At 35.1% G+C, this 25,117-nt stretch carries 23 protein-coding genes and 3 pseudogenes; 5 read left to right on the forward strand and 21 right to left on the reverse strand.

The genetic code is table 11. The annotated features are described in order from the left end of the window. Window positions 1–82: 82 nt before the first annotated feature. The 3 genes and pseudogenes from FTV32_RS09675 to FTV32_RS09685 form a co-directional block, all read right to left on the reverse strand. On the reverse strand, window positions 83–253 hold the full coding sequence (locus FTV32_RS09675) for a hypothetical protein (RefSeq protein WP_160241757.1): 171 nt from the start codon (window positions 251–253) through the stop codon (window positions 83–85). 14 nt (window positions 254–267) lie between these two features. Next, window positions 268–581 (reverse strand): annotated as a pseudogene (locus tag FTV32_RS09680) (aconitase family protein); the annotation flags it as partial. Window positions 582–1,065: 484 nt separating this feature from the next. After that, on the reverse strand, window positions 1,066–2,295 hold the full coding sequence (locus FTV32_RS09685; RefSeq protein WP_160241758.1) for an acetamidase/formamidase family protein: 1,230 nt from the start codon (window positions 2,293–2,295) through the stop codon (window positions 1,066–1,068). A gap of 216 nt (window positions 2,296–2,511) precedes the next feature. On the opposite strand from FTV32_RS09685, the pseudogene FTV32_RS09690 reads away from it, so the two are divergent. From FTV32_RS09690 to FTV32_RS17480, 3 genes and pseudogenes are all read left to right on the forward strand, one after another. Then, window positions 2,512–2,685, forward strand: a pseudogene (locus tag FTV32_RS09690) (DDE-type integrase/transposase/recombinase); the annotation flags it as partial. 66 nt (window positions 2,686–2,751) lie between these two features. Further along, window positions 2,752–3,120: an MbcA/ParS/Xre antitoxin family protein gene (locus FTV32_RS09695; RefSeq protein WP_005233302.1), complete on the forward strand. Its 369-nt coding sequence runs from the start codon at window positions 2,752–2,754 to the stop codon at window positions 3,118–3,120. A 283-nt stretch (window positions 3,121–3,403) separates the two neighbouring features. After that, window positions 3,404–3,664: a helix-turn-helix domain-containing protein gene (locus FTV32_RS17480; protein WP_004647603.1), complete on the forward strand. Its 261-nt coding sequence runs from the start codon at window positions 3,404–3,406 to the stop codon at window positions 3,662–3,664. Between the two features lie 4 nt (window positions 3,665–3,668). Here the strand turns inward: FTV32_RS17480 and FTV32_RS17485 are convergent. Then, window positions 3,669–4,124 (reverse strand): annotated as a pseudogene (locus FTV32_RS17485) (aconitase family protein); the annotation flags it as partial. 135 nt (window positions 4,125–4,259) lie between these two features. On the opposite strand from FTV32_RS17485, the gene FTV32_RS09705 reads away from it, so the two are divergent. Both FTV32_RS09705 and FTV32_RS09710 read left to right on the forward strand, forming a co-directional pair. Further along, entirely contained in the window at window positions 4,260–4,496 is a 237-nt protein-coding gene (locus tag FTV32_RS09705) for a VF530 family DNA-binding protein (protein WP_002058193.1), read from the forward strand. A 553-nt stretch (window positions 4,497–5,049) separates the two neighbouring features. After that, window positions 5,050–6,420 carry a phosphomannomutase CpsG gene (locus FTV32_RS09710; protein ID WP_180028513.1) on the forward strand — a complete coding sequence of 457 codons (1,371 nt, stop codon included), beginning with the start codon at window positions 5,050–5,052 and terminating at the stop codon, window positions 6,418–6,420. Between the two features lie 39 nt (window positions 6,421–6,459). Here the strand turns inward: FTV32_RS09710 and galE are convergent, their stop codons facing one another. Genes galE through FTV32_RS09795 form a run of 17 tightly spaced genes read right to left on the reverse strand, consistent with a single transcriptional unit; the run spans window position 6,460 to window position 25,032 of the window. After that, window positions 6,460–7,479 (reverse strand): UDP-glucose 4-epimerase GalE, encoded by a 1,020-nt coding sequence (galE, locus tag FTV32_RS09715; RefSeq protein WP_180028514.1) that lies wholly within the window; start codon window positions 7,477–7,479, stop codon window positions 6,460–6,462. Next, window positions 7,472–9,145: a glucose-6-phosphate isomerase gene (gene pgi, locus FTV32_RS09720; protein WP_180028515.1), complete on the reverse strand. Its 1,674-nt coding sequence runs from the start codon at window positions 9,143–9,145 to the stop codon at window positions 7,472–7,474. Before pgi ends, galE begins: the two co-directional genes overlap by 8 nt. Next, entirely contained in the window at window positions 9,145–10,401 is a 1,257-nt protein-coding gene (locus FTV32_RS09725; protein ID WP_180028516.1) for a nucleotide sugar dehydrogenase, read from the reverse strand. Before FTV32_RS09725 ends, pgi begins: the two co-directional genes overlap by 1 nt. 13 nt (window positions 10,402–10,414) lie before the next feature. Continuing rightward, window positions 10,415–11,290, reverse strand: a complete 876-nt coding sequence (gene galU, locus FTV32_RS09730; protein ID WP_180028517.1) for a UTP--glucose-1-phosphate uridylyltransferase GalU — start codon at window positions 11,288–11,290, stop codon at window positions 10,415–10,417. Between the two features lie 25 nt (window positions 11,291–11,315). Continuing rightward, the gene (locus tag FTV32_RS09735; protein ID WP_180028518.1) at window positions 11,316–11,936 is read right to left on the reverse strand and encodes a sugar transferase; all 621 of its coding nucleotides are present in this window, start codon (window positions 11,934–11,936) and stop codon (window positions 11,316–11,318) included. A gap of 25 nt (window positions 11,937–11,961) precedes the next feature. After that, window positions 11,962–13,140: a glycosyltransferase family 4 protein gene (locus tag FTV32_RS09740; RefSeq protein ID WP_180028519.1), complete on the reverse strand. Its 1,179-nt coding sequence runs from the start codon at window positions 13,138–13,140 to the stop codon at window positions 11,962–11,964. A gap of 16 nt (window positions 13,141–13,156) precedes the next feature. After that, the gene (gene wecB, locus FTV32_RS09745) at window positions 13,157–14,287 is read right to left on the reverse strand and encodes a non-hydrolyzing UDP-N-acetylglucosamine 2-epimerase (protein ID WP_180028520.1); all 1,131 of its coding nucleotides are present in this window, start codon (window positions 14,285–14,287) and stop codon (window positions 13,157–13,159) included. A gap of 11 nt (window positions 14,288–14,298) precedes the next feature. Beyond that, entirely contained in the window at window positions 14,299–15,411 is a 1,113-nt protein-coding gene (locus tag FTV32_RS09750; protein WP_127801618.1) for an NAD-dependent epimerase/dehydratase family protein, read from the reverse strand. A 1-nt stretch (window position 15,412) separates the two neighbouring features. Then, the gene (locus FTV32_RS09755; RefSeq protein ID WP_180028521.1) at window positions 15,413–16,447 is read right to left on the reverse strand and encodes a polysaccharide biosynthesis protein; all 1,035 of its coding nucleotides are present in this window, start codon (window positions 16,445–16,447) and stop codon (window positions 15,413–15,415) included. 8 nt (window positions 16,448–16,455) lie between these two features. Continuing rightward, a complete protein-coding gene (locus FTV32_RS09760) occupies window positions 16,456–17,586 on the reverse strand; it encodes a glycosyltransferase (RefSeq protein ID WP_180028522.1) in 1,131 nt (376 codons plus the stop codon). Continuing rightward, the gene (locus FTV32_RS09765; protein WP_180028523.1) at window positions 17,583–18,653 is read right to left on the reverse strand and encodes a glycosyltransferase; all 1,071 of its coding nucleotides are present in this window, start codon (window positions 18,651–18,653) and stop codon (window positions 17,583–17,585) included. The genes FTV32_RS09760 and FTV32_RS09765 overlap by 4 nt, the downstream gene beginning before the upstream one ends. Beyond that, window positions 18,650–19,510, reverse strand: a complete 861-nt coding sequence (locus FTV32_RS09770) for a glycosyltransferase family 2 protein (protein WP_180028524.1) — start codon at window positions 19,508–19,510, stop codon at window positions 18,650–18,652. Before FTV32_RS09770 ends, FTV32_RS09765 begins: the two co-directional genes overlap by 4 nt. After that, window positions 19,500–20,660, reverse strand: coding sequence for a hypothetical protein (locus tag FTV32_RS09775; RefSeq protein WP_180028525.1), 1,161 nt, complete (start codon window positions 20,658–20,660; stop codon window positions 19,500–19,502). The genes FTV32_RS09770 and FTV32_RS09775 overlap by 11 nt, the downstream gene beginning before the upstream one ends. Window positions 20,661–20,662: 2 nt before the next feature. Further along, complete coding sequence (locus FTV32_RS09780) at window positions 20,663–21,829, reverse strand: nucleotide sugar dehydrogenase (RefSeq protein ID WP_180028526.1); 1,167 nt, start codon at window positions 21,827–21,829, stop codon at window positions 20,663–20,665. 5 nt (window positions 21,830–21,834) lie between these two features. Further along, the gene (locus FTV32_RS09785; protein ID WP_180028527.1) at window positions 21,835–22,902 is read right to left on the reverse strand and encodes an NAD/NADP octopine/nopaline dehydrogenase family protein; all 1,068 of its coding nucleotides are present in this window, start codon (window positions 22,900–22,902) and stop codon (window positions 21,835–21,837) included. A gap of 10 nt (window positions 22,903–22,912) precedes the next feature. Continuing rightward, a complete protein-coding gene (locus tag FTV32_RS09790; RefSeq protein WP_180028528.1) occupies window positions 22,913–23,773 on the reverse strand; it encodes an ATP-grasp fold amidoligase family protein in 861 nt (286 codons plus the stop codon). After that, the gene (locus FTV32_RS09795; protein WP_180028529.1) at window positions 23,770–25,032 is read right to left on the reverse strand and encodes an oligosaccharide flippase family protein; all 1,263 of its coding nucleotides are present in this window, start codon (window positions 25,030–25,032) and stop codon (window positions 23,770–23,772) included. Before FTV32_RS09795 ends, FTV32_RS09790 begins: the two co-directional genes overlap by 4 nt. Between the last annotated feature and the right edge of the window lie 85 nt (window positions 25,033–25,117).

Genomic DNA, 25,117 nt, shown 5'->3' on the forward strand with positions numbered 1-25,117 from the left:
TTTTGAAGCTGCCTCAAATGCTTCTGGGCTCATTCCTTACCTGACCAGCATTGTGGTAGGTATCGGGCTTTCATCATTTAATTTAGGAAGTGAGCAAATTACGCAGGACATAGTGCAAGATCCCACAGACCTTAAAGTATTCCACCTCATTCAAGGTATCAATACGACACAACACTTGAAAACGGTTAAATGTACCATCGATATGTTGTACTTCTACATCCAGTATTTGATGCGGATGAATATCATCTGACAAACCTAGAATTGAAAGGAGGTAATCGCTGAAATCACCACATCACCATGCTGCAACGGATATTTTTTACCCTCAATCATACAAAAAACATTTTCATGTGACAGGTTGGCGTGTTTTGCTTCAACAGCCGCACCTCCCCTCCTTCATTTTCCAGACGCTCTTTTTCTTCTTTGACCGGTTTCAAGATCAGATCCATCAAAGCATCAAAGGTATTCGGCACTTGCGACAATAGCACACGATCCTGCGGACGTTTCGGACCTGCCAGACTGGCTTCTACCGTCGACATATCTAAAGCCAGCGTATCTGTAAAGACGGGTTCATCCCTCGGATTGCACTAGGCAGCTAAATGCAGGGCTGCGAGGAAATTTTGCTAGAGAGTTGCCAACAATTCAGATCTGGCTGCCAATTCCGTAAGGAGATTAAGGTAAATTGAACCGCGTATTTTAACTGTATTTTCAGAGTGATTTCAGATCACTACGTAGCAAGGGCTTTTACAGATCGAAATGATAAAGTCATAAATTGCTTTTCAAAAAAAAAGAAACTAATATGTTTCTTACAGGACCTAAAAGCAATAAATTTATCTACAATGAATAAGTCTTTACTTCAGCAAGGCTTTGTTTCATAAATATGTAAGCAACTGATTTAAATAAATTTAATTTTGGATTAAAAAATAATCAAAACTTTTAAAATCATATAGTTATGAAATCTTCGTGCAACAAAGCCCTTTCAAAGCATTACAAAAGAAAAAGCCAACTAACAATGTCTAAATTAGTTGGCAAAAGCACAAACCTATTTTTTTTCTAAGTTTTATTTATTTATTTTTCTTCTTTCTTAAACTCCTTAAAATCTGCTTTACGAATCATCGCGTGAATTCCTTTGGTTTTATCGACCACTTGAGACACCTCAAAATCCGTTGCAGCACTTAAGTACGCATACGCAATTTCTTCTGAAATCCCGTATTCATCTACAAGAAAACGTACTGCTTCACGAGTCGACTTACGCATCGCTTCATCAAGGTCTTCATCTAAACCCGGCGTAATCCAAAATTCATCATTTTCACCCAAAGGCTGCTTTAATGACTTACCTGGTATTTTGTCACTCCCCGCTTTTAATACCGTAATTTTAAAGGTCGCACGTGCAGAACCTTCAAGTGCGGTCAATGCAACCTCACCATCACCTTGAACAAAATGACTATCACCCGTATAGAACAACGCACCCGGTACTTGAACTGGATAGTAAGCCGTTGCACCTGCGGTTAAATCATTAATATCAATGTTACCGCCATAGAACGATGGTGGCACAGAATGCACAGGGGCGCTCGTATTTGGTGCAACGCCCATCGTGCCCATAAATGGATTCAATGGGAAACGAATTGCTTTGCCTGACTCGGTTTTTAAAACGCCTTCCCAAATACCCTCTTTATTCTTTTCAATTGGAGTAAAGATGGAAACATTGCCATAGGCTTCTGGGTTTGCAGGCGATGCATGATCATGCTTTTGACGCTTAGGAAACTCAGGCAATGTGCCTTTACCATGACGGTTTGAAATCACACCATAGGGCACACGTGGCTCAACTTTTAAAATCTCGACTTTTAAAATATCACCTGGCATTGCATCTTTGACATAGACAGGTCCGGTAATAATATGTGGACCATCTTTATGGAAATCGTGCTCTAACTTAGAACCTGTAATCAGTTTCGCTTCAGGCAAAATATGCTGAGGTTTCACACCTTTAGAAGTGAAATACTTTTCAGCATCACGCCCTTGGTCTTCAAGCAAGCCTTCATGCGAAACTGTATCAAAGGTAATAGTGCTGCCTGATGGAATGGTCAACACAGGTTTGGCATCTTTGTTAGGTAAATAGCCCCAAGTGATTGTATTCAAGGTGCTTGGAACATAATAATTCCCTTTATATTCCCCACTTTTGAGTAAGGTTGGTTGACTTTCAAGCTGTTTTAAAATTTTAAAATCTTCAGTTGCCGCATGTGCAGAAATAAAAGAAAAGCTTGATGCAACAACAAGAGACAAAGCTAAAGGTTTTAACATATGTTCAAATTCCATGAAAAATTAATGCAAGCTAACTTCATGCAATCCCAATGCCAATCTAGTACATACCCCACCATAAATATTCAAAATTTAATCATTTGATCGATCTCCACTTGGCTTTGTTGCACAAAGATTTCATAACTATATGATTTTAAAAATTTTGATTTTTTTGATCCAAAATTAAATTTATGTAAATCAGATGCTTACATATTTATGCAACAAAGCCATGATTTAGTGAAACGTAATTTTAATGCTGATCATCCTGACCAACTGTGGGTGAGTGACTTTACGTATATTCAAACTCATTCAGGCTGGGTCTATACCGCCTTTATTATTGATGTGTTCTCACGAGCAATTGTTGGATGGAAAGTATCTACACGGATGAATACGTCTGAGAAACGATAATCAAATAGTATAAACTCTAGGTATCAGCAACGTCTGAAACTGAGATCAGTCATGCATAAAACGTCAGAAAAAATTGCAAAACAAAAAAAGGTATTAACTAAAGCTGTTTTATCATCTGCAAAACAACTTGGTTTAACACTGGACCAGCTTGCTATCGTTATCAATTTAGATTCAGTGGAAACTTTAAATTCGCTTCAGTTAGATCCCGATTCAAGTCAAGGAGAACTCGCAATTATTTTAATTCGTATTGCGATATCACTAGATGCTCTAACAGGTGGAGAGGCTAAATGGATGCAGCATTTTATGAAGTCACCAAATAAGCTAACCAAAGGCATTCCGATAAAACAGATTCAGACTACTCAGGGATTAGCTACTGTATTAAACGTAGTCGAAGGACTTCGGCTTCAGGGTAAATATTAAGAATATATAAAGCTTCATTACACAGAAAATTAAAAGTCATAATTTTGTCTAATAATTCAAATTCAAGGTATAAGAAGTTTCTCTTCTCAAGAGGTATACAACTGCCTCATTATTGAGAACTACCATACATATATGGATTCTATTAACCTAATTTGAGGCTAAATTGAATCTTATAAGTTCAATTTAGCTATTCAAGAATCATTATAAAAGTTTGCTATATAGCGAATATTAACCATAATTAGTTAAAAGTTTGCTATATGGCTAACAAATTTCGGGAGAAAAAATGGCTACACGAGGTGAAATAGGTAAAGAAATACGTTTGGCAAGAAAAGGGTTAGGCTATACACAGAAAAGCCTTGCAGAAAAAACTCAAGTCAATAAAACAACAATTTCAGAGATGGAAAATGGCCATTTTACAGGTTCATTTGATATATTTGAACGTGTGCTTGATGGTGTTGGTTTACAATTCGAAGTGAATAAAAAAAAGCATAAATTGCCGCAGTGGGATGAAATTGAAGAAATATTTTCAGAATATGATGAATAAATTGTGAATCGGTACCGAATAAGGTATCAGAAAAGGCAAAGCCCTGCCCATCGACCTCATTGCTCCAGACCACTTGTGCCAGATATTCCAGATTGACCTGATGGCAAATTCCGGTTCTTGGCGGCACCACGCGAAACTGATTGAGCGCCGCCTGCCTCCAACGTAGAAGCTGGTAGCGCTCGCCATTGCGTTGCATCTCAATGGCGACATTCTACTCAAAAGCTTGCGAGCTAGCAAAGTAATCGACCATCACCGAGTGATCGATGACTAAATCCACTGGTGACAACGGATTAATTTTTTCCGGATCACCACCGGCTTTGGCCATTGCTGCACGCATTGCAGCAAGATCAACCACTGCAGGAACACCGGTAAAATTCTGCATCAGGATCCGTGCCGGATGATACTGGATTTCCTGTTCTGAAGTTCGACCGTTAAGCCACCCTGCCAAGGCATGAATATGATGCATCACCCGATGGCTGGGTGTGCTCCAGAATTTTGGTGGCTATTCAGTCCATCATTACTTACATTCCAACTCTCTAGTTTTCCAACTAGCCCAGGTTATAATAATGGCCACCCAAAATACGATTGATCTATTATGAACACCTCCAATGACCCTTTACACGGCAAAAAACTTGCTGACATTTTGGATGAATTATTGGATTACTACGGTGGCTTTGAAGGTTTAAGTCGTAAAATTGAAATTAGATGTTTTTGCATAGACCCAAGTGTTAAATCATCATTGCGATTCTTGCGTACCACACCATGGGCACGTGAAAAAGTAGAAAGCTTATATTTGTACGTCTTACGCCAAAAGGCAAAACAGAAACCGTAGCCCCAGGCAACACCCCTCTCATTATAAAATTATACCAGTCAGTAAAACACCTTTAGATTAAGCATGTGTATGTTGGTTATTATTGTTGGCTATCACAATAAATTAGTGACCAAAAATCAAAGTACCCCACCCTACCTTAAATTACACCACACAAAATAAAAACTCTATATAACTGTTATATATAGAGTTTATTAAAATACTAATTATGTTATTTAGTGTATTTTATGTCGGTAACTCTTGCCAAGGTTGGGGTCGGGAGTTCGAGTCTCCTTTCCCGCTCCAGATTCAAAAAAAGCCCTGATATTAATCAGGGCTTTTTTATTATTAAATTTTTATAAATTCAATTTTTTACATCCAATAAACTTTTACTGCACTTTTTCCAAAAAAATTCATCCACTTATGAGCGCTGCTTGATTTACAACCAACAATAAGCATCATAACGTAAATTAATTTACTGAATTTAAATGTAATTTTTCATCTCAACCCATGCCTGATTTGCATAAAATCGCTATAATTTTCGTATTCAATTTGCTCAATAGATTAGAACCTTAACATGGAAAAATTAACCTGTTTCAAAGCCTATGATATCCGCGGAAAATTGGGCACAGAACTCAATGAAGATATCGCATACCGTGTTGGACGTGCTTATGGCGAAATTTATCAACCTCAAAAAGTGGTAGTCGGTTGCGATGTTCGCTTAACCAGTGAAGCACTGAAACAAGCTACCATCAATGGCCTGAATGATGCAGGTGTTGATGTTTTAGATTTAGGCATGACTGGGACTGAGGAAGTTTATTTCGGTGCATTCCATCTTGATGTGCAAGGCGGGATCGAAATAACAGCCAGCCATAACCCGATGGACTATAACGGCATGAAGCTTGTACGCGAAAATGCTCGTCCGATTGGTGCAGACTCGGGTTTAAAAGATATCCAACTTCTTGCTGAAAAAAATCAGTTCAAAGCAGTTGAAATCAAAGGTACAACTCAGCATTATAATATCTTGCCTGAATTTATTGATCATTTGATGACCTATATTGACCCTACAAAAATCAAACCTTTAAAACTCGTGGTCAATGCGGGGAATGGTGCTGCAGGTCATGTGATCGATGCGATCGAAGAAAAATTTAAAACCCTGAATATTCCAGTTGAATTCATCAAAATTCACCATGAAGCAGATGGCAACTTCCCAAATGGTATTCCCAACCCCATCTTAGTTGAAAACCGTGCAAGCACCTGCGATGCTGTACTTCAGCATCATGCTGACATGGGCATCGCTTGGGATGGTGACTTTGACCGTTGTTTCTTGTTTGATGAAAAAGGTCAATTCATTGAAGGGTATTACATCGTCGGTCTCTTGGCACAAGCCTTTTTACTGAAACAAAAAGGTGAAAAAATTGTGCATGATCCGCGCTTGGTGTGGAATACCTTCGATATCGTTGAACAATATCAAGGCGAAGCTGTGCAATCGAAATCAGGCCACTCTTTCATTAAAGATAAAATGCGTGAACACAATGCAGTGTATGGTGGTGAAATGTCAGCGCATCACTACTTCCGTGATTTTGCCTATTGTGACAGTGGTATGATTCCGTGGTTATTGGCAATCTCAGTTGTCTCTGAAACAGCAAAACCACTCTCTGCTCTGGTTGAGGAAATGATTGAAAAGTTCCCTTGTTCTGGCGAGATTAACTTTAAAGTTGCGGATACAAAAGAAACCATTCAAAACATCTTTGATCATTTTGCTGACCAAAAACCCAAAATTGATGAAACGGATGGCGTCAGTTTAGATTTTGGTGCTTGGCGTTTAAATGTACGTGCTTCAAATACAGAGCCTTTACTCCGTTTAAATATTGAAAGCCGTAAAGACAAAAATCCAAAGCCGATGCAAGCTTATATCGATGAGCTCACTCAACTCATTCAGGCTTAAAACCACATAAAAAAATGGAGCGTTGTAACGCTCCATTTTTTATTCACGATAGCCATTTGGATTTTGTTTTTGCCAATTCCAACTATCTGCCAACATATCTTCCAGATTCAATTTTGGCGTCCAACCCAATTCAGCAACTGCACGCGCATTATCTGCAAATGATGTTGCGACATCCCCTGCACGACGCGGTGAAAACTCGAAAGGAATCTCAATACCATTCACTTTTTCAAAGGTATTTTTAATTTCTAGCACTGAACAGCCATTGCCTGTCCCAATATTCCAAGCGCGACAACCTTGTGCATTTAAACGATTTTCCAGTGCGCATAAATGGGCATTGGCCAAATCCACCACATGGATATAATCACGTACCCCCGTGCCATCAACTGTGTCGTAATCATTACCAAAAATCGACAATTTTTCACGACGACCCACAGCCACTTGGGTCACATAAGGCATTAAGTTGTTTGGAATCCCCTGAGGATCTTCACCAATTTGACCACTTTTGTGCGCACCGACAGGGTTGAAATAACGCAGTAAAGCAATCGACCAACCTGCATCTGCTTGCGCGAGTTTCTGCAATAACTGCTCAACAATGAGTTTTGTATAACCATAGTTATTACTTGGCATGCCTGTCGACATCTCTTCATTCAGTGGCGATACATTGGCTTCGTCATACACCGTTGCAGAAGAGCTAAAGACTAAATTAAAAACATTGGCGCGTTCCATCGCTTTGACTAAGCTAATCGAGCCAGAAATATTATTCTCGAAATACTTCAATGGGATTTGCTGACTTTCCCCGACAGCTTTTAAACCAGCAAAATGAATCACAGCATCAATCTGATGATCTTGAAAAATTTGATCCAAAATGGCTTGATCGAGAATATCACCTTCGACAAAGTCTAAAGATTTTGCAGTGAGTTGCTGTACTCGATTTAAGGATTCTTTACAGCTATTGGATAAATTATCCAGTACGACAACTTCATGTCCTGCATCAAGGAGTTCCACACAGGTATGCGAACCGATATAACCTGCACCACCCGTCACTAAAACTTTAGACATTGTCTTTTCCCATTAATATCTGAATTAAACCTTGTGTCGACGCATCAAGCTTGGATAAATCTGTTTGTTCGCCACTTAAAATTGGCAACAGTTGATTGGCAATCTCTTTGCCTTTTTCAACGCCCCACTGATCAAATGGGTTGATATTCCAAAGCACCGATTGTACAAAGACTTTGTGCTCATACATCGCGATCAGCATGCCCAAACTATAGGGATTCAACTCTTGCATTAAAATGGTGGTACTCGGTTGATTGCCTGTATATTGTTTATATTCAGGTAAATCTGCAACTTCATGTTGATCCAATGCCTGATTACCAAATGCCAATAAACGCGATTGTGCTAAACAATTTGATAATGCCAAATGATGTTGTTCGATTAACGCATCTGCATTGTCGATATAGGTAAATTGTTGCCCGTTATAACGCTTGACCGGTGCAATAAAATCACAACTGACGGACTGCGTCCCTTGATGCAATAGCTGATAAAAGGCATGCTGGGCATTGGGCCCTACTTCGCCCCACACAATCGGACACGTATCTAAATCTACTTTCTTGCCGTCTCTTTGAATCGATTTACCATTCGATTCCATTTCCAATTGTTGTAAATAAGAGGCGAAATATTTCAAACGGCCGTCATAAGGCAATACCGCATGGGTTTGAATCTCTAAGAAATTGTTGTTCCAAGCACCCAGCAACCCCATCAGTACAGGCAGATTTTCAGCAAAAGGCGCTGTTTGGAAATGCTGATCTATCGCATAAGCCCCTGCCAACAATTGCTTAAAACCATCCACACCGACCGTTAAAGCAATCGGTAAACCAATACAAGACCATAAAGAGTAACGACCACCGACCCAATCCCAAAGGAGCAATTGATTTTCAGGTGCAATTCCCCAAGCGGTCATTTTTTCAGGTTTGGTCGAAACCCCAATAAAATGGTGTTTTAAAATTTGCGCTTCCTGACCTAAAGCTTTTTCCAACCATAGACGCACGGTTTGTGCATTGGATAAGGTATCAATAGTCCCAAACGATTTTGATGAAATAATAAAAAGTGTCGTTTCAGGGCGGAGCTTATGCAATAAATCTGAGAGCTGGCTGCCATCCATCGTGGATACAAAATGCACATTGAGTGGTTTGTCTGTGATTTTCTTAAAATCAGACAGTGCATGACTGACCATGAGTGGCCCTAAGTCTGATCCACCTACACCGATATTCACGACATCTTGAATCACTTCACCGGTGGCACCGCGGTATTGACCTGCATGAATTTTATTGACCAAGGCATACATCCGATCAAGCTGTGCATGCACTTGTTTGGCCAATTCAAGATGAGACTGATCATGTTTCGGTAAGCGTAGCGCCCAATGCATGGCCGCTCGGTTTTCCGTATAGTTGATCTGTTCAGTGGAGAATAAACGTTTGATCCAAGGCGTGAGCTCTTGCGCATTTGCCCATGCGACTAAACGACTTAAAACCTCTGCATTAAGACGGTGTTTACTAAAATCAAATACAATCGGCGAAACGGCCACTGAAAATTTTTCAAAGCGCGTGACATCTTTGGCAAATAACTCGGTTAAATGTAATTGCTCAAATTTAGTTTTCAAGGTCTTTAATTGTTGTATGGCTGTCGCACTACTTTCAACAGCATAAGGCTTTGCATGACTGATCATTAGCGACCTACCCCCATATAAGCAAATCCTTGCGCTTTCACATAACTTGGATCATAAATATTTCGCCCGTCCAGAATCAGTGGATGAGACATAGTTTTTAATAATTCTGGATAATCCGGACTCCAATATTGCTTCCACGCAGTCAGCAAACACAGCGCATGCGCATCTTTGACTGCATCATATTGGTCTGTACAGTAGATTAAGTCGGGACGATGGCCATAAACTTTTTCAATTTCAGGCAAAGCTTGAGGATCATGTAACTTCACTCTGATCCCTTGCGCCCAAAGTGCTTTCAACATGGTGTGAACCGGAGATTGCTGAATACGTGAGGTATTTTCTTTAAATGCAGCACCCCAAATCGCAACTGTTTTACCGTTTAAATCACCATGATAATAATTCCATAATTTACGGAATAAAATTTCTTTTTGTTGTTCGTTAATATCCCAAACTTGTGCCAGCAGTTGACTCCTTGCACCCGCACCTAACACCGTTTGCGTCAATGTCAAAATATCATGTGAGAAGTTCTCCCCACCAAAACCTGCACCTGGATATAAATAAGATGCGCCAATACGGCTATCCGCTGCCATGCCTTGACGCACTTGTTCAATATCAATCCCCAATTTTTCAGCAACCACAGCCAAGTCATTAATATAACTAATACGTGTCGCCAACATGCCAGAAATACTCAGTTTGGTAAATTCCGCATCCAGTACAGGCATAAATAAATATTGCTGTGTACGTGGGAATAATGGTCTAAGTAACTCTTTAATTTTGGTTTGTGCGCGTTCAGATGAAGTCCCTACAATGAGCTGCTTGGTCTGTATCAAACTTGGTAAAGCATTACCTTCTTGGATGATGTCAGGCAAATAAACCCAATCATCTTCTGATAAAATTTGTGCAAATTTTTCAGTACCATGCAATCCTAGAGTTGAAGCATTCATCATCAGTTTAGGATGAATCATGGGTCGAGATTTTAATTCTTTTAAAATCTCAATTGCTTGAATCTCTTCAGTAGGATTAAAACTAAAAAAATAAGCATCGATATCTAAAGGAATATGGGAAAAGTTGCAGTATTTTAAAAAGCCATTAGCTTTCTGTTGCTCAAGCAAACGCTTAACCGCTTCATCTTGGGTATAGGCTTGCTCCGATGTTGTTTTTTTTAAAACATCACACCAAAAGACCTGATGACCACTTTCAGCCATTAACCCTGCAAAAACACCTGCATACAGCGTCTGTCCAAATACTGCAACTTTCATATCTGTCTCTTTTTTATAATTTTAGATCTTTAATCAGCGCTTTAAATTCCTCACCTAATTTTGGATGATCTACTCCATAATGAAGTACAGCTTTTAAATAACCCAACTTGCTACCACAGTCAAAAGTTTGACCTTTCATACGATAGGCTTCAACTGTATCGGTTTGTTGTAGCATGGCAATCGCATCTGTGAGTTGGATCTCATTACCCGCACCTTTCGGAGTTTGTTCTAACAGCTGCATAATTTTAGCAGGCAAAATATAACGCCCCACCACAGATAAATTTGATGGTGCAGTACCAACCACTGGCTTTTCTACAATGCCTTGCATTTGGATGCTTTGACCTTCTGCAGGTGTAGATACAACATCGACAATCCCATATTGATCGACCATATGATCAGGCACAGCTTCGACCATAATTTGTGATGCTTGAGTCTCATCAAAGCGTTGAATCATCAAACTTAAATCATTGCGTTTTGATGAATCTTTAACAAGAACATCCGGTAAAAGAACTGCAAAATCATCTTGTCCCACCACAGCCTTAGCACACAATACTGCATGACCTAAACCTAAGGGTTGTGGTTGACGCACACTAATGACACTGACGTGAGGTGGTAAAATTTCGGTAATTTCTTTGAGTAAATCAAATTTCTTTTTATTTTCTAAGGTGGTTTCTAGCTCAAAATTACGGTCAAAGTAGTTTTCGATTGAGACTTTTGAAGAATGTGTGACTAAGATAATTTGTTCAATACCGGCAGCAACTGCTTCACGCACCACATATTCAATCGCAGGGCGGTCAACAACAGTCACCATTTCTTTTGGAATGGACTTACTTGCAGGTAAAAAACGTGTCCCGAGACCTGCGACAGGGAGAATGGCTTTTTTGATCATATAAATTACGCTAATAAATTAAATTTTACTTAGAACCAGTTTTGATATTTGAAGAGCCTTGACTTGAAAAACGAGTAGCACCTACCTCTTGGTCCGGTGCATTAATCCCCTCTTTAGTAATCATGACCTTCACTGTTTTAAACATAATTTTAAAATCTAGCCACATAGATTGGGTTTCAACATATTGCACATCGAGTTCGAATTTTTCTTCCCAAGAAAGATTATTTCGTCCACTGACCTGCGCCAAACCAGTCATTCCAGGTTTTACTTCATGTCGACGCATTTGTTCAGGCGTATAGTGATCTAAAAACTCTTTCATTTGAGGACGCGGGCCCACAATACTCATGTCACCCTTCAACACATTAATAAGTTGTGGCATTTCATCTAAGCTTGTGGAGCGCAACTTATGTCCGAAAGGTGTGATACGTTTTGCATCTGGGAGAGGATTACCATTTTTATCAACAGCATCCAACATTGATCTAAACTTAATCATCTTAAAGATTTTTGTATCTTTACCTGGACGTTCTTGATAAAAAAATACTGGTGAACCTAAATGTTTGCGAACTTTGAATGCGACTATAATAAATATCGGCAACAGCAATATAATTGCTAAAGATGCAATCACAATATCAATTAACCTTTTCATCCTAAGACTCATTTGAAAATATTTTTTAATGGACATCACTAATTACACTTCTAATCTTTTCCATTGCTATGGGTTCAGCATAATGTTCTATCAAAATTTTCCTAGGGGAAGACATTTTATCATTTATGAAGTCCTCAGAAATCTTTAAGAATAATTCAGCTAATTGTTGAGGATTTCCTGAAGAAACTGCCCAACCAATACTTAGTTGGTTGACCATACAGGATATCTCTGAACCTTCATGCATTATTGCTAATAATGGTTTATCCGCGGCCATAGAATAATAAGCTTTACTTGGCACACCTAAACCATACATTCCATCAGCTAATGTTACAATCGCAACATCGCATGCATTTAGTCCGTCTGATTTTCGGATGGGATCAAGGGGTCCAATATATTTTATGTTATCATCTTTAAGTTTTGCGATCATTTCTTTTAGTGGTTCTTCATAAGCGCCAGAACCGATAAACAAAACTTTAGGCCTTTGACCAATTGGTATCTTCTCAAGTGCCCGAATAATATTATCAATGCCTTGTACTCGACCTATATTACCAAAAAAGGCAAATACCGGTTGCACACTTTCCCAGCCCAAACGTTTTAGTATTGGATTATCTTGTTTTGATTGAACTGCTATATCGCAATGATCAATCCAGTTTTGAATAATAATTGAGTCCTTTTTGTTAACTTTCTGATCGATCAACTCTTTCATATCAATACCAATAACAATTCGCTTATCTGCCGCAGCATAAAATCGATCAAATAAAAACTTTAAAATTTTATAAAAAAAATTATTTTTTTTAATTACTTGTGCTGGAATTAAATTTTCAGGAAAAACGTCATGAACTAAAAGAACCCACTTAAATCCTTTGATTTTTTTAGCAAAAAATATCACCGGCAACAATAACACCGGTGTCGTTCCACTAAAAACCGTATCTCCTTTTTTCACATTAAAGATTATTTTCAACAAAAATCTTAAAGAAATAATTAGTTCAAAGACTAGTCTTTGAACTAATTTCTTCTTATTCAGGTTAACATTTTTAATTAGAATTGCATCTTTTTCAATTGCATGTTGAGGATCCTCTTTTACAATTAATTTTAGTTGCTGTCCGTAGTGTTTTTTTAAATTCACATGCAATTTATGGAATAAATATCCTGTCGTATTTTGCTCAGGCAAAATATATTCCGAAATCAAAAAAATTTTTTTCATGTTAACCTGCATTTATTCAGTATTTTTTCCAAACAACACGATTCACATAATCTGTGTAGCTCAAAATAATACGTACCACTTTTTCACTTACATTCGGCATACCATAGTCTGCAACTAAACGTAATAAGCGATCTTCACCACGTGGCTGATAATCTAAAATCGCTAAACCTTGCAAAATACGTTCCACTTTCAAACCTACCATCATCACGGCTGTCTCTTCCATACCTTCTGGACGTTCATGTGCTTGACGCAAATTTAGTGCAGGAAAATTCAAAATAGAAGATTCTTCGTTAATTGTACCGCTATCAGACAAAGTCGCTTTTGCAGATAATTGAAGCTTATTATAATCACTAAAACCAAGAGGCTTTAACAACTTAACAAGTGGATGAAACTCAATACTCATCTGTTCAATACGTTTACGTGTTCTTGGATGTGTTGAAACAATAACAGGATATTGATATTTCTCGGCAACTGAATTCAACATTTCTACCAAATCTAGAAAGTTCTGATCTGAGTTAATATTTTCTTCACGGTGCGCACTGACAATAAAATATTCGTGTTCTTTAAGATTTAAACGTTGAAGAATATCTGAAGATTCAATCTTCGCTTGATAATGCTTCAGCACCTCAAACATTGGACTACCTGTTTTAATCACTTGATCTGCAGGCAAACCTTCTGAAAGTAGATAGTCCCGTGCAATGGTACTATAGGTCAGATTAATATCCGCAGTATGATCAACAATACGGCGATTAATTTCTTCAGGTACACGCATATCAAAACAACGGTTACCTGCTTCCATATGGAAGGTGGGAATTTTACGACGTTTGGCTGGAATTACTGCCATACAACTATTAGTGTCACCTAGAACTAACAGTGCTTCAGGCTGTACTTCTTCTAACACTTTGTCTACAGCAATAATCACATTACCAATTGTTTCTGCACCTGACATTCCAGCTGCATTCAAAAAGAAATCGGGCTTACGAATACCTAAGTCGGTAAAGAAGATTTCATTCAGTTCATAATCATAATTCTGTCCAGTGTGCACCAAAATATGATCAAAATATTGGTCACATGCAGACATCACACGTGACAAACGAATAATTTCTGGGCGCGTTCCAACTACGGTCATTAATTTTAATTTTTTCACAGCTTCGACTCTTAATCTGTTAACGGCATCGCAAATGTATCTGGTTTTTCACGGTCAAAAATTTCATTCGCCCACAGCATCACCACCATCTCATCTTCACCAATATTGGTAATGTCGTGTGTCCAACCTGGCACAGTTTCAACAATCCGAGGTTCTTCACCCGTGGTTTCTAATTGATAAAATTCGCCCGTAATCACGTGCTTAAACTTAAATAGTGCTTTGCCTTTAATCACCAAGAATTTTTCGGTTTTGCTATGATGATAGTGTCCACCACGAGTAATGCCTGGGTGTGCAGTAAAATAGGAAAATTGTCCTGCATCTGGGGTTTTTAGCATTTCTACAAATACACCGCGCTGGTCACCATATTTTGGGACACTATAATCAAACTGATGTGGCTGTAAAAAACTCAAATAGGTTGAATATAATGCACGCATTAACCCAGTTCCAACACGATCACTGACGAGTGAATCACGTGACTGTTTAAAACCCTGCAAAGTTTTTTCAAGCTCCCCGACAGTGATTTGATACTCAGGTGTTATTTCAAATATTGGGGAAACAGTGATACCTTCTTGGATGATATTCCAGAAAGTTTCCACAACATCGTCTACATACACCAATCGTATCACTGCATTTTCATCATTGATTTGGATCGGCAAATCATGGGCAGTGTTATAGCAGAAGGTTGCTACAGCGGAGTTATAATTCGGACGAGACCATTTACCAAACACATTAGCTAAACGACAAATATAGACTGCATTACCGTTGGATTGTTGTAGATCTAAAAGTACTTGTTCCCCTCCCAATTTGCTTTTTCCATAGGCATTATCACGTTCAGCCTGAATAGAAGAAGACAAAATGATCGGCGTTTGTTTTTGAGCATCAATTAGGCATTGCGCAATTTTTTGCGTCAAACTCACATTACCATCAATAAACTCTTGTTCATTGACTGGTCGATTGACCCCAGCCAAATGGATAATCCAATCGGCTGCAGTGACCGCAGTGGTTAATTCAGCATCAGTGGATTGACGATGAATCTTTAAAATTTCAATGTCATTCTTTTCAGATAAAAATTGAATCAAATTTTTTGCAATAAAGCCATTTGAGCCTGTGACGAGTATTTTCATATTAGGCCTCAGGATCAATATATTGGCCATCAATTAAGGCACGAATGAAATCAAGTTTTAACAATAACTTTTTCATACCTTCTACATCTAAGCGTTCGGTATTATTGGAGTTATAGTCTTCAAATTGTTTAATTTTATGATCACCATTTTCTACATATTTCGCATAGTTCAAATCGCGTTGATCCGCTGGTACACGGAAGTAATTCCCTTGATCGTACGCAACGGCCATTTCTTCACGGCTTAACAGTGCTTCAAATGCTTTTTCACCATGGCGGGTGCCCATAATAGAAACCGGATGTTCAGGTACAGAAAGTAGCTCCGTTAATGCGTGAGCCAATACTTCAATGGTTGCTGCTGGTGCTTTTTGTACAAAGATATCGCCATTTTCACCATGTTCAAAGGCATACAGAACTAAATCCACAGCATCATCTAAAGTCATCATGAAACGTGTCATGTTTGGATCTGTAATGGTTATTTCTGTACCTGCACGAATTTGATCAACAAACAGCGGAATCACTGAACCACGAGATGCCATGACATTACCATAGCGTGTACAACAAATAGTGGTTTCTGTTTCTTCTAAGTTTCGAGATTTCGCCACAATGACTTTTTCCATCATGGCTTTTGAAATACCCATAGCATTAATTGGGTAAACAGCCTTATCTGTACTTAAACATACGATACGTTTTACACGGTTTTGAATTGCAGCTTCTAATACATTTTCTGTACCAAGAACGTTGGTTTTGACTGCTTCCATTGGGTGGAATTCACATGATGGTACTTGTTTTAAAGCAGCAGCATGGTAGATATAATCTACACCACGCGTTGCGTTTAAAACACTATTATAATCACGCACGTCACCTATATAAAACTTGAGCTTAGATGATTGGTATTTTTTACGCATATCATCTTGCTTTTTTTCATCACGGCTAAAAATACGGATTTCTTTAATATCTGTTTTTAAAAACCTCTTTAAAACAGCATTACCAAATGAACCTGTACCACCAGTGATTAACAAAATTTTATTTTCAAACATCTTCATTACTACTTGGTTACCAATTCAATAATTAATTTTCGTTGCATACCCCATTTGCTAACAGCAGATGGATAATTATCATGCAATACCTGTATACCACGTTTGACTAATTCATCACGCAAAGGTGCATTTGTCACGATTTCAAAAATTGCATCGGCAATATTTTCTTCATCTAATGGATCAAAATAAAGTGCAGCATCCCCACATAGTTCTGTTGCAAAATCCCTTTTGCTAGCTAATAGTGGTCGCTTTGACAAGAAAGCCTCAGGAAATACGGCTGTTGAAGATTCAACTATACTTGCGCAAATCACTGCATGACTGCTTAGATATAGTCCCGCAAATTTTGAATTAGGAATAAATCCTGCCGAATCTATATATTCTTCAACTCCATTATTTTTGGCTAAATTATATAATTTCAGCCATTCCGTACTCTCTTTAGGAATAGTAAAGAGTAATTTTAACTTTGAAACTAATTCACTATGTTTTTCTTTTAAAAAAACTAGAGAAAAAATCACTCTTTCTAAATTTTTATGTGGATAATAACTACAGGGAACAAGAATTTGAAAATACTCACTTCCACTTTCTTCAATTTCTTTAGATGTGGCTAAATAATCTAAAAAAGATGGGCTAAATGAATTTCCAATAACAAAAATTTTTGAGGAATCATAATTTAAAAAAGATGATAATTTTTGCTTTACAAGTTCTGTTTCAACTACCAAATAAGAATCACACATTAAAAACAATTTAGCTTTTACAAAATTTAGAAATTTTTCAAATAATCCCAATTTCAATTCTTTTTGATATAACATTTTACCTAAAGCAAAACCCTGTAATGTAGGAGCTTTAGGTTTCCAATATGCAGGTCCAAAAACAACAAATACAAAATCAGGTTTATATTTTTTTTCAATTTTTGAAATTCTAAAACCTTGGAAAAATTTGAAAAACACTGATACTGTATTTTCGACATAATAATGCTTAAATTTTGATTTAGTTAATACGGATAATTGTTGATCAATCTGTGTATTTACAACACAAATCACTTCAAATTCTGGATCATTAGCTATATTTTCAATAAAAGCCAAAGCAACTTGTACTCCACCACCAACTGAAGTAATAGAAGCATCCACCATTAATTTCATTTATTAACCCACTTATCTAAAGCATTAATTAAATTATTAGCCATGGCCTCACTATTAAATTTTTTAAACAATTTTAATGAATGAGATCCATGATCTAACAAAGAAATTTTTTCATTAGTATAAATTTCCATTTTAATTTGAAGATCTTTAAAATTATTTGACTTAAATTTATATCCATTCTGACCATCCTCAATAAGATGCCATGATGCACCAACCATATCAGAAGCTATTATGGGTTTTCCTAAACTAGCAGCTTCATTCAAAACAACGCCCCAACCATCTTCACGACTTGGAAGTACAATTACATCAGCAGCGCTTAATATTTCACCCACATCATTTGAACTCACAGAAGGACAGAATAAAATATTTTTATCTAAGCCTAAATGTATACTGAGGTTTACTAATTTTTTTTTATCACAACCATCGCCAACAATTATAAGACACCAATCTTCATTTTTAATGTGAGAAAAGGCTTTTAAAAGTAAATCAACTCCTTTCAAATGAATTAATCTTCCTAAATACATAAATGCTTTTCTATCACCTTTAAAATTAATGATTTCGTGATTTTCTTTACTGACTGCTAACGGCTTGATGGAGTAGCTTAAATGCGCTATTTCTTTCTTAATTCCCCATCTTATAAAGTCTAACTCAGCTAATTTACCTTGCGAAAATGCACCCAAAGCATAATTATTCACCATATAGGCATACCATTTTTTTACAAAATATGATCTGTACCATCGTAAGCCTGGTGTAGATTTTTCACTCCAATGAGCCCATTTTATTTTTTTATTTGACAGTTTCATACAAAGCGTACGAGTAAAAGAACTGCCATAACCAGGCAAAATATGAATGTATTCCTTATAAGAATTTAAATAATCATCTACTTGATGAAGATCTACTTGTATCTCATAATCATTAAATGAAAACTCATTCCACCCCATTTTCTTTCGTTCTTCAGTTATTTTTTCATAATAACCAACTTTTAAATCTACGCCCTTTTCAACAAGAGTTTGAAAGAAAAATGATTGATGATGAGAAGGATAATTCATCCAAATAAAAACTTTCATTTAACACCTTTCACGTATGCCTTCAACACCATTATAAATAACTCAAAAGAAGGGTATTTTTTTAAGACTTTTAAAATAGTCCCTTTGTCAACATCAACACCGTTACAATTAAATGTTTGGATATACAAATATTCCTTTTTCCATCCTCTTAAATCGTGTTTTTTTGAAATATAATCATAACTTTTTAAATATTTCGTATGATTACTATTTCCTATTCTCGGCTTATCATGACTGACATCAATGGTATAACTATGTAAAAATATTTTTTCAATATTACCAATATTTAAAACCCTTAACCAACATTCTAAATCCTGCCAACATTTTAAATTCTCATCAAAACCATCAATTTTTTTTAAAACTTCAGTTTTAGTAAAAATTTGGTTTCCAACAGCATTATTTAAAAATAAATCATCAAATTTTATAAATTTATTTTTAAATAATTTCTTACCATAAATAGTTTTATTTTTATTTTTAATTTTATATAAAGTACTTAGAGCTATTGTTCCTTCATTTTTCTTTCTCCAAGCATTTACTAAGCTTTCAATTCTGTCTAGATCAAAAAAATCATCATCATCTAGACCAGTAATAAAATATCCCTGAGCATTACGTATTGCGATATTACGGCTAACACATGCTCCAGAATTCTTTTCTTTTAAAAAATATTTAACACGACTATCTTGACTAGAAATTTCTTTTAAATAATCTTGAGTACCGTCTGTTGAACAATCATCAACAACGATTAACTCAATATTAGAATACGTTTGATTCAAAACAGAATTTACTGATCTTTTCAAAAGTTCCAATCTATTAAAGGTTGGAATATAAATTGTAACCAAACTCAATGTTCTAAATATCACAATTTTTCCTTTTATCTAGTTTAGAAAAATACGAAAATCCCATACCAATAATTAGAGAATAAAAACAATAAAGTTTAAATAAACCCTGATAAACTGGTTCAATTAAAAATATTACAAAAATTCCAAAAAACAAAGCCACAAAATACACTGAAAAAAAGTTTTTCTTTCTTAAAAAAATAAATTTTGTAAACAGCCCCAGTCCTAGTAACAACATTAAAAACAAAAGTAGTGCCGGAAAAAAACCATATGGAATAGCTATATCTAAGATAAAATTATGTGCAAAAACATCACTTGTTCTTAAATCACTTCCAATTAAAAAGTTTTGTTTAATAATTTCAAACCCTTCGATCCAGTTTCTTAGCCTACTGTTATCTAATCCATCATCTGATTCCATTCTTTTACCTAATATTGTTTCATTAAAAAAAATTAGGTAGTAAATCGCAACCAATGCTACAAGAGGAATAAATTTCATCCAATCAAACTTACAAATAAAAATAAGTAAAATAAAAACACCAAAAACCATTATAAATGTTGATCTATTTCCTAAAGTTATACCTATATAAATTGATATAATTCCCATTAATAAAACTATAAAATTTTTACTCTTAGATAATCCATTATTTTTTACCATAAACAATGGAAATAGAACCATTGATCCAGATAAAAAACCATTAATAGCTGTATTACTATATTTTACATTTGTTATAAACTCATATATAACACGACCATTATTCACTGTGAAATCTGAATAACTTCCATAATTCCATAGAGTATGAATCATAGATAATATGCAAAAAAACAATAAAGACAATGAACAATTTAATTTCAAATTTGCACTAGCTTCACGTCCATATTTATCATAAAAAATAACACCTACGAGGAAAAATAAAATTGGATATAATAACTTACCAAAAACTTCTATCCCTGCACCTTTAATGATATCAACTACAGAAACATATAAACTAAAAAAAATTAAAATTATTATATACAAAACCATTACTGCATTAAGCTTGTATTTTTTTATAGAATATATAAAAAATAAAAATAAAAATGGTAATATTTCACCCACCACAGGTATCAAAAAAAAACAAATCATTATTAAATTTAATATTATGATGTCATAATTAGCCTGTGTTTTCGATATATTCAAATTTAATTTTCTCCAAACAAATCACGTGTATATAACTTAGACTTTACTTCTGTTAAATCTTCATTCATACGATTCGCTAAAATCACATCTGAAATATTGAGAAATTCATTTAAATTATTTTGGACTGAATATCCTTCATAATGTTCAACATTCAATGTTGGTTCATAGACAATAATCTCTACATTGTATTCTTTTAATTCGCGCATAATGTCTTGAATCGCAGAATCACGAAAGTTGTCTGAACCTGCTTTCATCGTTAAACGATACACACCTACTACATTAGGACGTTTTTTCAAAATTTCTTTAACAATAAACTGCTTTCGTGTTTGGTTTGAATGAATAATCGCTTGGATTAAGTTTTGTGGTACACCTTTATAATTTGCTAAAAGCTGTTTGGTATCTTTTGGCAAACAATATCCACCATAACCAAATGAAGGATTGTTGTAATGGTTTCCAATTCGTGGGTCTAAACTTACACCTTGGACAATATCCAAACTGTTTAGATTATTTTTTTCGCAGTAGGTATCAAGCTCGTTAAAATAAGCTACACGCATTGCTAAATAAGTATTAGAAAATAACTTTACCGCTTCTGCTTCAGTCGAATCCATGCAACGTGTGGGCGCATTTTTCTCAATGGTTGCATCTAAATAAAGCTGAGCAATCGCTTCACCACGTTCAGATTTTTCACCCACAATAATTCGAGATGGATATAAATTATCGTAAAGTGCTTTTCCTTCACGTAAAAACTCTGGGGCGAATACAATTTGATTGGTTTGAAATTTCTGTTTCAACTGTGACGTATATCCCACAGGTATAGTCGATTTAATAATAATAGTTGCTGTGGTGTTGATTGGCAAAATTTGTGCAATTACACTTTCAATCGATGAGGTATCGAAATAATTCGTTTCAGCATCATAATTGGTTGGCGTAGCAACAATAATGTAATCGGCATCTTTATATGCTTGCTCAGCATTTAAGGTTGCAGTTAAATTCAACTTTTGTTCACTTAACGCTTGTTCAATATAGTCATCTGCTATGGGTGACTTTTTTTGATTAATTAAATCAATACGTGCAGAATTAATATCCAAACTAATGACGTGATGCTGCTTCGCAAAAAGAACAGCATTTGACAATCCTACGTAGCCTGTTCCAACGACTGTAATTTTCAAAATATTTATTCCTTTACCAGAAGGTTTATTAATTCTGCTGTTAATCCCAAATTTTGAACTGTTCTACCATTTACGCGAAAATCTCTGTTCAATGAGAAATTAGCTAAATTAATTAGTGATGTAGCTAATGGTGTCTCTACGCTTAACAATTTCCCTAAAGATTCTAGTAAAACTAAGCCCTGTGATACATCTTCAGTAATATATCTAGAATTACTAATATCAGGGCCTTTTGGAGAATGATTCATTGCATAATCAAAAAAAGCTGATTTGGAGTCAATTGATAGATCATGAAAATTCCTGTATTTACATGCATCTACATAACTTAGTTTAGAAAGTCCTAAACTTAAAAGTATATTATTTTTTTCTTGATCTAAATTTTCTACTAAGTTCCAAACACTAGGGGTAAAAACTTCTTTATACATCCAATAATCCCCCTTAGAATATTCAATTCTCGGAATACTCATAATTGCACCAATAGTATGTACAATCAGATTAGGGTTATGTAAAGCAGCTTCAAAAATATTTTTGAGATAAACAAAATTAAAATTCAATTGATCAAGTTTTATTTTAGCAGTATCTAAATTTTGTTTTGGATAGATGCCTATAGGATTTCTAACATTTTTAAATAATACTTCAGCTTCACCATTACTTGTAACACGACAATCAATTGGTGAACTTTGCGCTTCTACAATTGTACATTGTATATTATTTTTTATAAAATATGCAGTAGATGCATATCCAGGTTGGATATAAACCACATCAGTATTAACAATATAAGGTTTTATTTTTTTTACTATTTCCTCATGATAATTTGTTTGAGAGCATATAATAATAATATCTCTTTCTTCCAAAAATGCTTCATCATATGAATTAGTGATTTTAGATATTTTTACTTTTTTTGACTTACCGCCATCTTTAAATAATAAAGTATTATTATTTTCAATAATATATTTTGTTTTAACATCGAAATCTCTAGATGAGCTTTTAAGCAAAGAAACTTTATGACCTTTCAATGTTAAATCTGCAGCATATGTAATACCACAATTCCCTGAACCTATAATCAAAATATTCATAAATATTCCATTAACCTAAATTTAATAAATCACCTAAAAGTAAATCTGTTTTTTCCAACCTATCTCGATCTAATCCAGCAGAAGGAGTGAAAGTTAACTCGCCAAAAATCACCTTTCCATTTACATGATAAAAATCAGCTCTTACGAATTTAAAGTCTGATGATAGCTTATATGCATATTTTTTCATCTCATCAAACGCAATTGGTTTTTCTATTTTTATGTTTTGATTAATTGCATCTAAAGAGTCCTTACTTAAAGGAGCCAAATTCCAATCCATATCAAAGTAATAAAATTTAGTTTCAGCATTTTTACGGCCTTGACAAAGCATTACATATTTTGGTACCCCATCAAAACAGTAAAACTTGTAGTCATCTGGAAATTGCCCAAATTCATTAACTAAGAACTCCTCGCAAATAATTTTTCTAGGAATTTTTTTATAATGTGGCTCTGCACTAAACAATGAAAAATCAGTTTTCATCCAGTTATCAAGTTTTAACTTAATATTTTTTCGATCTAATTGATTTTTATCTTCAACAATAATGTTAAAGCCTGCACCGTGATTACATTTTAATGCGAATTTCTCAGGCAATTTATCAAAGTCAATTTCTTCAAAATTATTATAATTAGCTATCAAAGGATTTAGAATTTCTGAACAACCTTTTTCAGCAACATACTCTCTAACCAAATATTTATCTGCACATTTAGTATATATTTTTTTATGGTATTCATTAAACTTAAGCCATTGAATTTTTTCATTCAATGTTTTAACTTTACTCTTTGATAAAAACAACCATCTTTTAAAAATAAATAAAAAAAGAATTTTTGCATGTAATTTTGAAGAGATTAATGATAAAAATCTGAGATATTTCATTTGAATAACTTACCCGATAGAATATTTGCATGCATTTTTAAAATAATTCCTTTTTTGAAAAAATAATTAGCTATTGTTAAGGAAATTAACTCCACACCAACATAGCACATTACTGCCCCCAAAATACCGTATTCTTTTATCAAAAGATATGAAATTCCTATACTTAAAATAGCCATACTAAACATTTTAATAGCTAAATATTTATAAGCATTAAATGCAATCATATAACGATAGCTAATTGTACCTAGTGCTGACAATGCGGTACCTATAACGATATAAGGAAGTATATCTGATGATAGAAGATATTCAGCCCCATATAGCCATGCTACAACCCACTCACCTAACCACAATACACCTGAAAGTGCACAACCTGAAATTAGAAGAACAATGATATGTAATTGCTTTAAAATCTTTTGTTGAACTTCAAATTGCTTTTCTTCATAAACTTTGGAAAAAAAACTTGTAATTAAAGCTAAGTTTACAAAGCCCCAAGCTCCACCCAAAGTCATAGCAACGTTATAAATGGCTAATTCTGAAAAGGAAACAAACTTCGCCAAAAATATATTTGAAATTTGTGTATAAAAAACAATAGATAATGTTGAAAAAACTAAACTACCACCCGTAAAAAATAAATATTTATTATATTTTTTTGTATGTGCAACATAAATTCTCTTGTTCTGCTGATGGTAGTAAATTTTTCTTAACAAATATGGAATCAATGCAATGATAATAATTGGATAGACCATAGTGTAAGGTTCTGCTTCAAAAAGCACTAAAAAAAACCTTAAAACTAAAGCCAAAGCTAAACCAATTGTGTTTGAAATGGCATTTACATAGGAAATTAACTGACTATTATTATAAGTTGTGTAAAAATCACTCACTATAAAATAGCTTGCTATAAAATTGCCTAGTCCAAATATAAAGGTGAGCGGATCTGTATACAACCATAAATATACCAGAGCGATCGCAGAAACTAACACACAAAAAAATTGTCGCATTTTTTGAGTGGATATAGCTAGCTTTAATCCAGATTGAGCATTTTGGCTAAATCTTTTAAATAGAATATTTTGAGCACCAAACCATGCCAAGGTCTGTACAAATAAAAAAATAGAAGTGGTAAAAGCTAATTTACCAAAATTTTCAGGCCCTATATATTTCGCCATCAATGCATTTACAAAAATTAAACCAAAAATGGAAATCACTTTTTCAAGCATCATCCATAGGGAATTAGAAAATATCTTTTTAGAAAAAACTTGCATTTCAGACTTCTAATCCTTCCTATTAATGGCTTATTTCATCTACTTATATAATTAGTAAGAGTTCACTTACAGATTTCCACACATT

The sequence above is a fragment of the Acinetobacter sp. YH16032 genome, assembly GCF_013417345.1.
Lineage (GTDB): Bacteria > Pseudomonadota > Gammaproteobacteria > Pseudomonadales > Moraxellaceae > Acinetobacter.

Coding starts and splice junctions, on each gene's coding strand:
- FTV32_RS09685 (WP_160241758.1), bottom strand. CDS start 2,295: ATGTTAAAACCTTTAGCTTTGTCTCTTGTTGTTGCATCAAGCTTTTCT.
- FTV32_RS09695 (WP_005233302.1), top strand. CDS start 2,752: ATGCATAAAACGTCAGAAAAAATTGCAAAACAAAAAAAGGTATTAACT.
- FTV32_RS17480 (WP_004647603.1), top strand. CDS start 3,404: ATGGCTACACGAGGTGAAATAGGTAAAGAAATACGTTTGGCAAGAAAA.
- FTV32_RS09705 (WP_002058193.1), top strand. CDS start 4,260: ATGAACACCTCCAATGACCCTTTACACGGCAAAAAACTTGCTGACATT.
- FTV32_RS09710 (WP_180028513.1), top strand. CDS start 5,050: ATGGAAAAATTAACCTGTTTCAAAGCCTATGATATCCGCGGAAAATTG.
- galE (WP_180028514.1), bottom strand. CDS start 7,479: ATGTCTAAAGTTTTAGTGACGGGTGGTGCAGGTTATATCGGTTCGCAT.
- pgi (WP_180028515.1), bottom strand. CDS start 9,145: ATGATCAGTCATGCAAAGCCTTATGCTGTTGAAAGTAGTGCGACAGCC.
- FTV32_RS09725 (WP_180028516.1), bottom strand. CDS start 10,401: ATGAAAGTTGCAGTATTTGGACAGACGCTGTATGCAGGTGTTTTTGCA.
- galU (WP_180028517.1), bottom strand. CDS start 11,290: ATGATCAAAAAAGCCATTCTCCCTGTCGCAGGTCTCGGGACACGTTTT.
- FTV32_RS09735 (WP_180028518.1), bottom strand. CDS start 11,936: ATGAAAAGGTTAATTGATATTGTGATTGCATCTTTAGCAATTATATTG.
- FTV32_RS09740 (WP_180028519.1), bottom strand. CDS start 13,140: ATGAAAAAAATTTTTTTGATTTCGGAATATATTTTGCCTGAGCAAAAT.
- FTV32_RS09750 (WP_127801618.1), bottom strand. CDS start 15,411: ATGAAAATACTCGTCACAGGCTCAAATGGCTTTATTGCAAAAAATTTG.
- FTV32_RS09755 (WP_180028521.1), bottom strand. CDS start 16,447: ATGTTTGAAAATAAAATTTTGTTAATCACTGGTGGTACAGGTTCATTT.
- FTV32_RS09760 (WP_180028522.1), bottom strand. CDS start 17,586: ATGAAATTAATGGTGGATGCTTCTATTACTTCAGTTGGTGGTGGAGTA.
- FTV32_RS09765 (WP_180028523.1), bottom strand. CDS start 18,653: ATGAAAGTTTTTATTTGGATGAATTATCCTTCTCATCATCAATCATTT.
- FTV32_RS09785 (WP_180028527.1), bottom strand. CDS start 22,902: ATGAATATTTTGATTATAGGTTCAGGGAATTGTGGTATTACATATGCT.
- FTV32_RS09790 (WP_180028528.1), bottom strand. CDS start 23,773: ATGAAATATCTCAGATTTTTATCATTAATCTCTTCAAAATTACATGCA.
- FTV32_RS09795 (WP_180028529.1), bottom strand. CDS start 25,032: ATGCAAGTTTTTTCTAAAAAGATATTTTCTAATTCCCTATGGATGATG.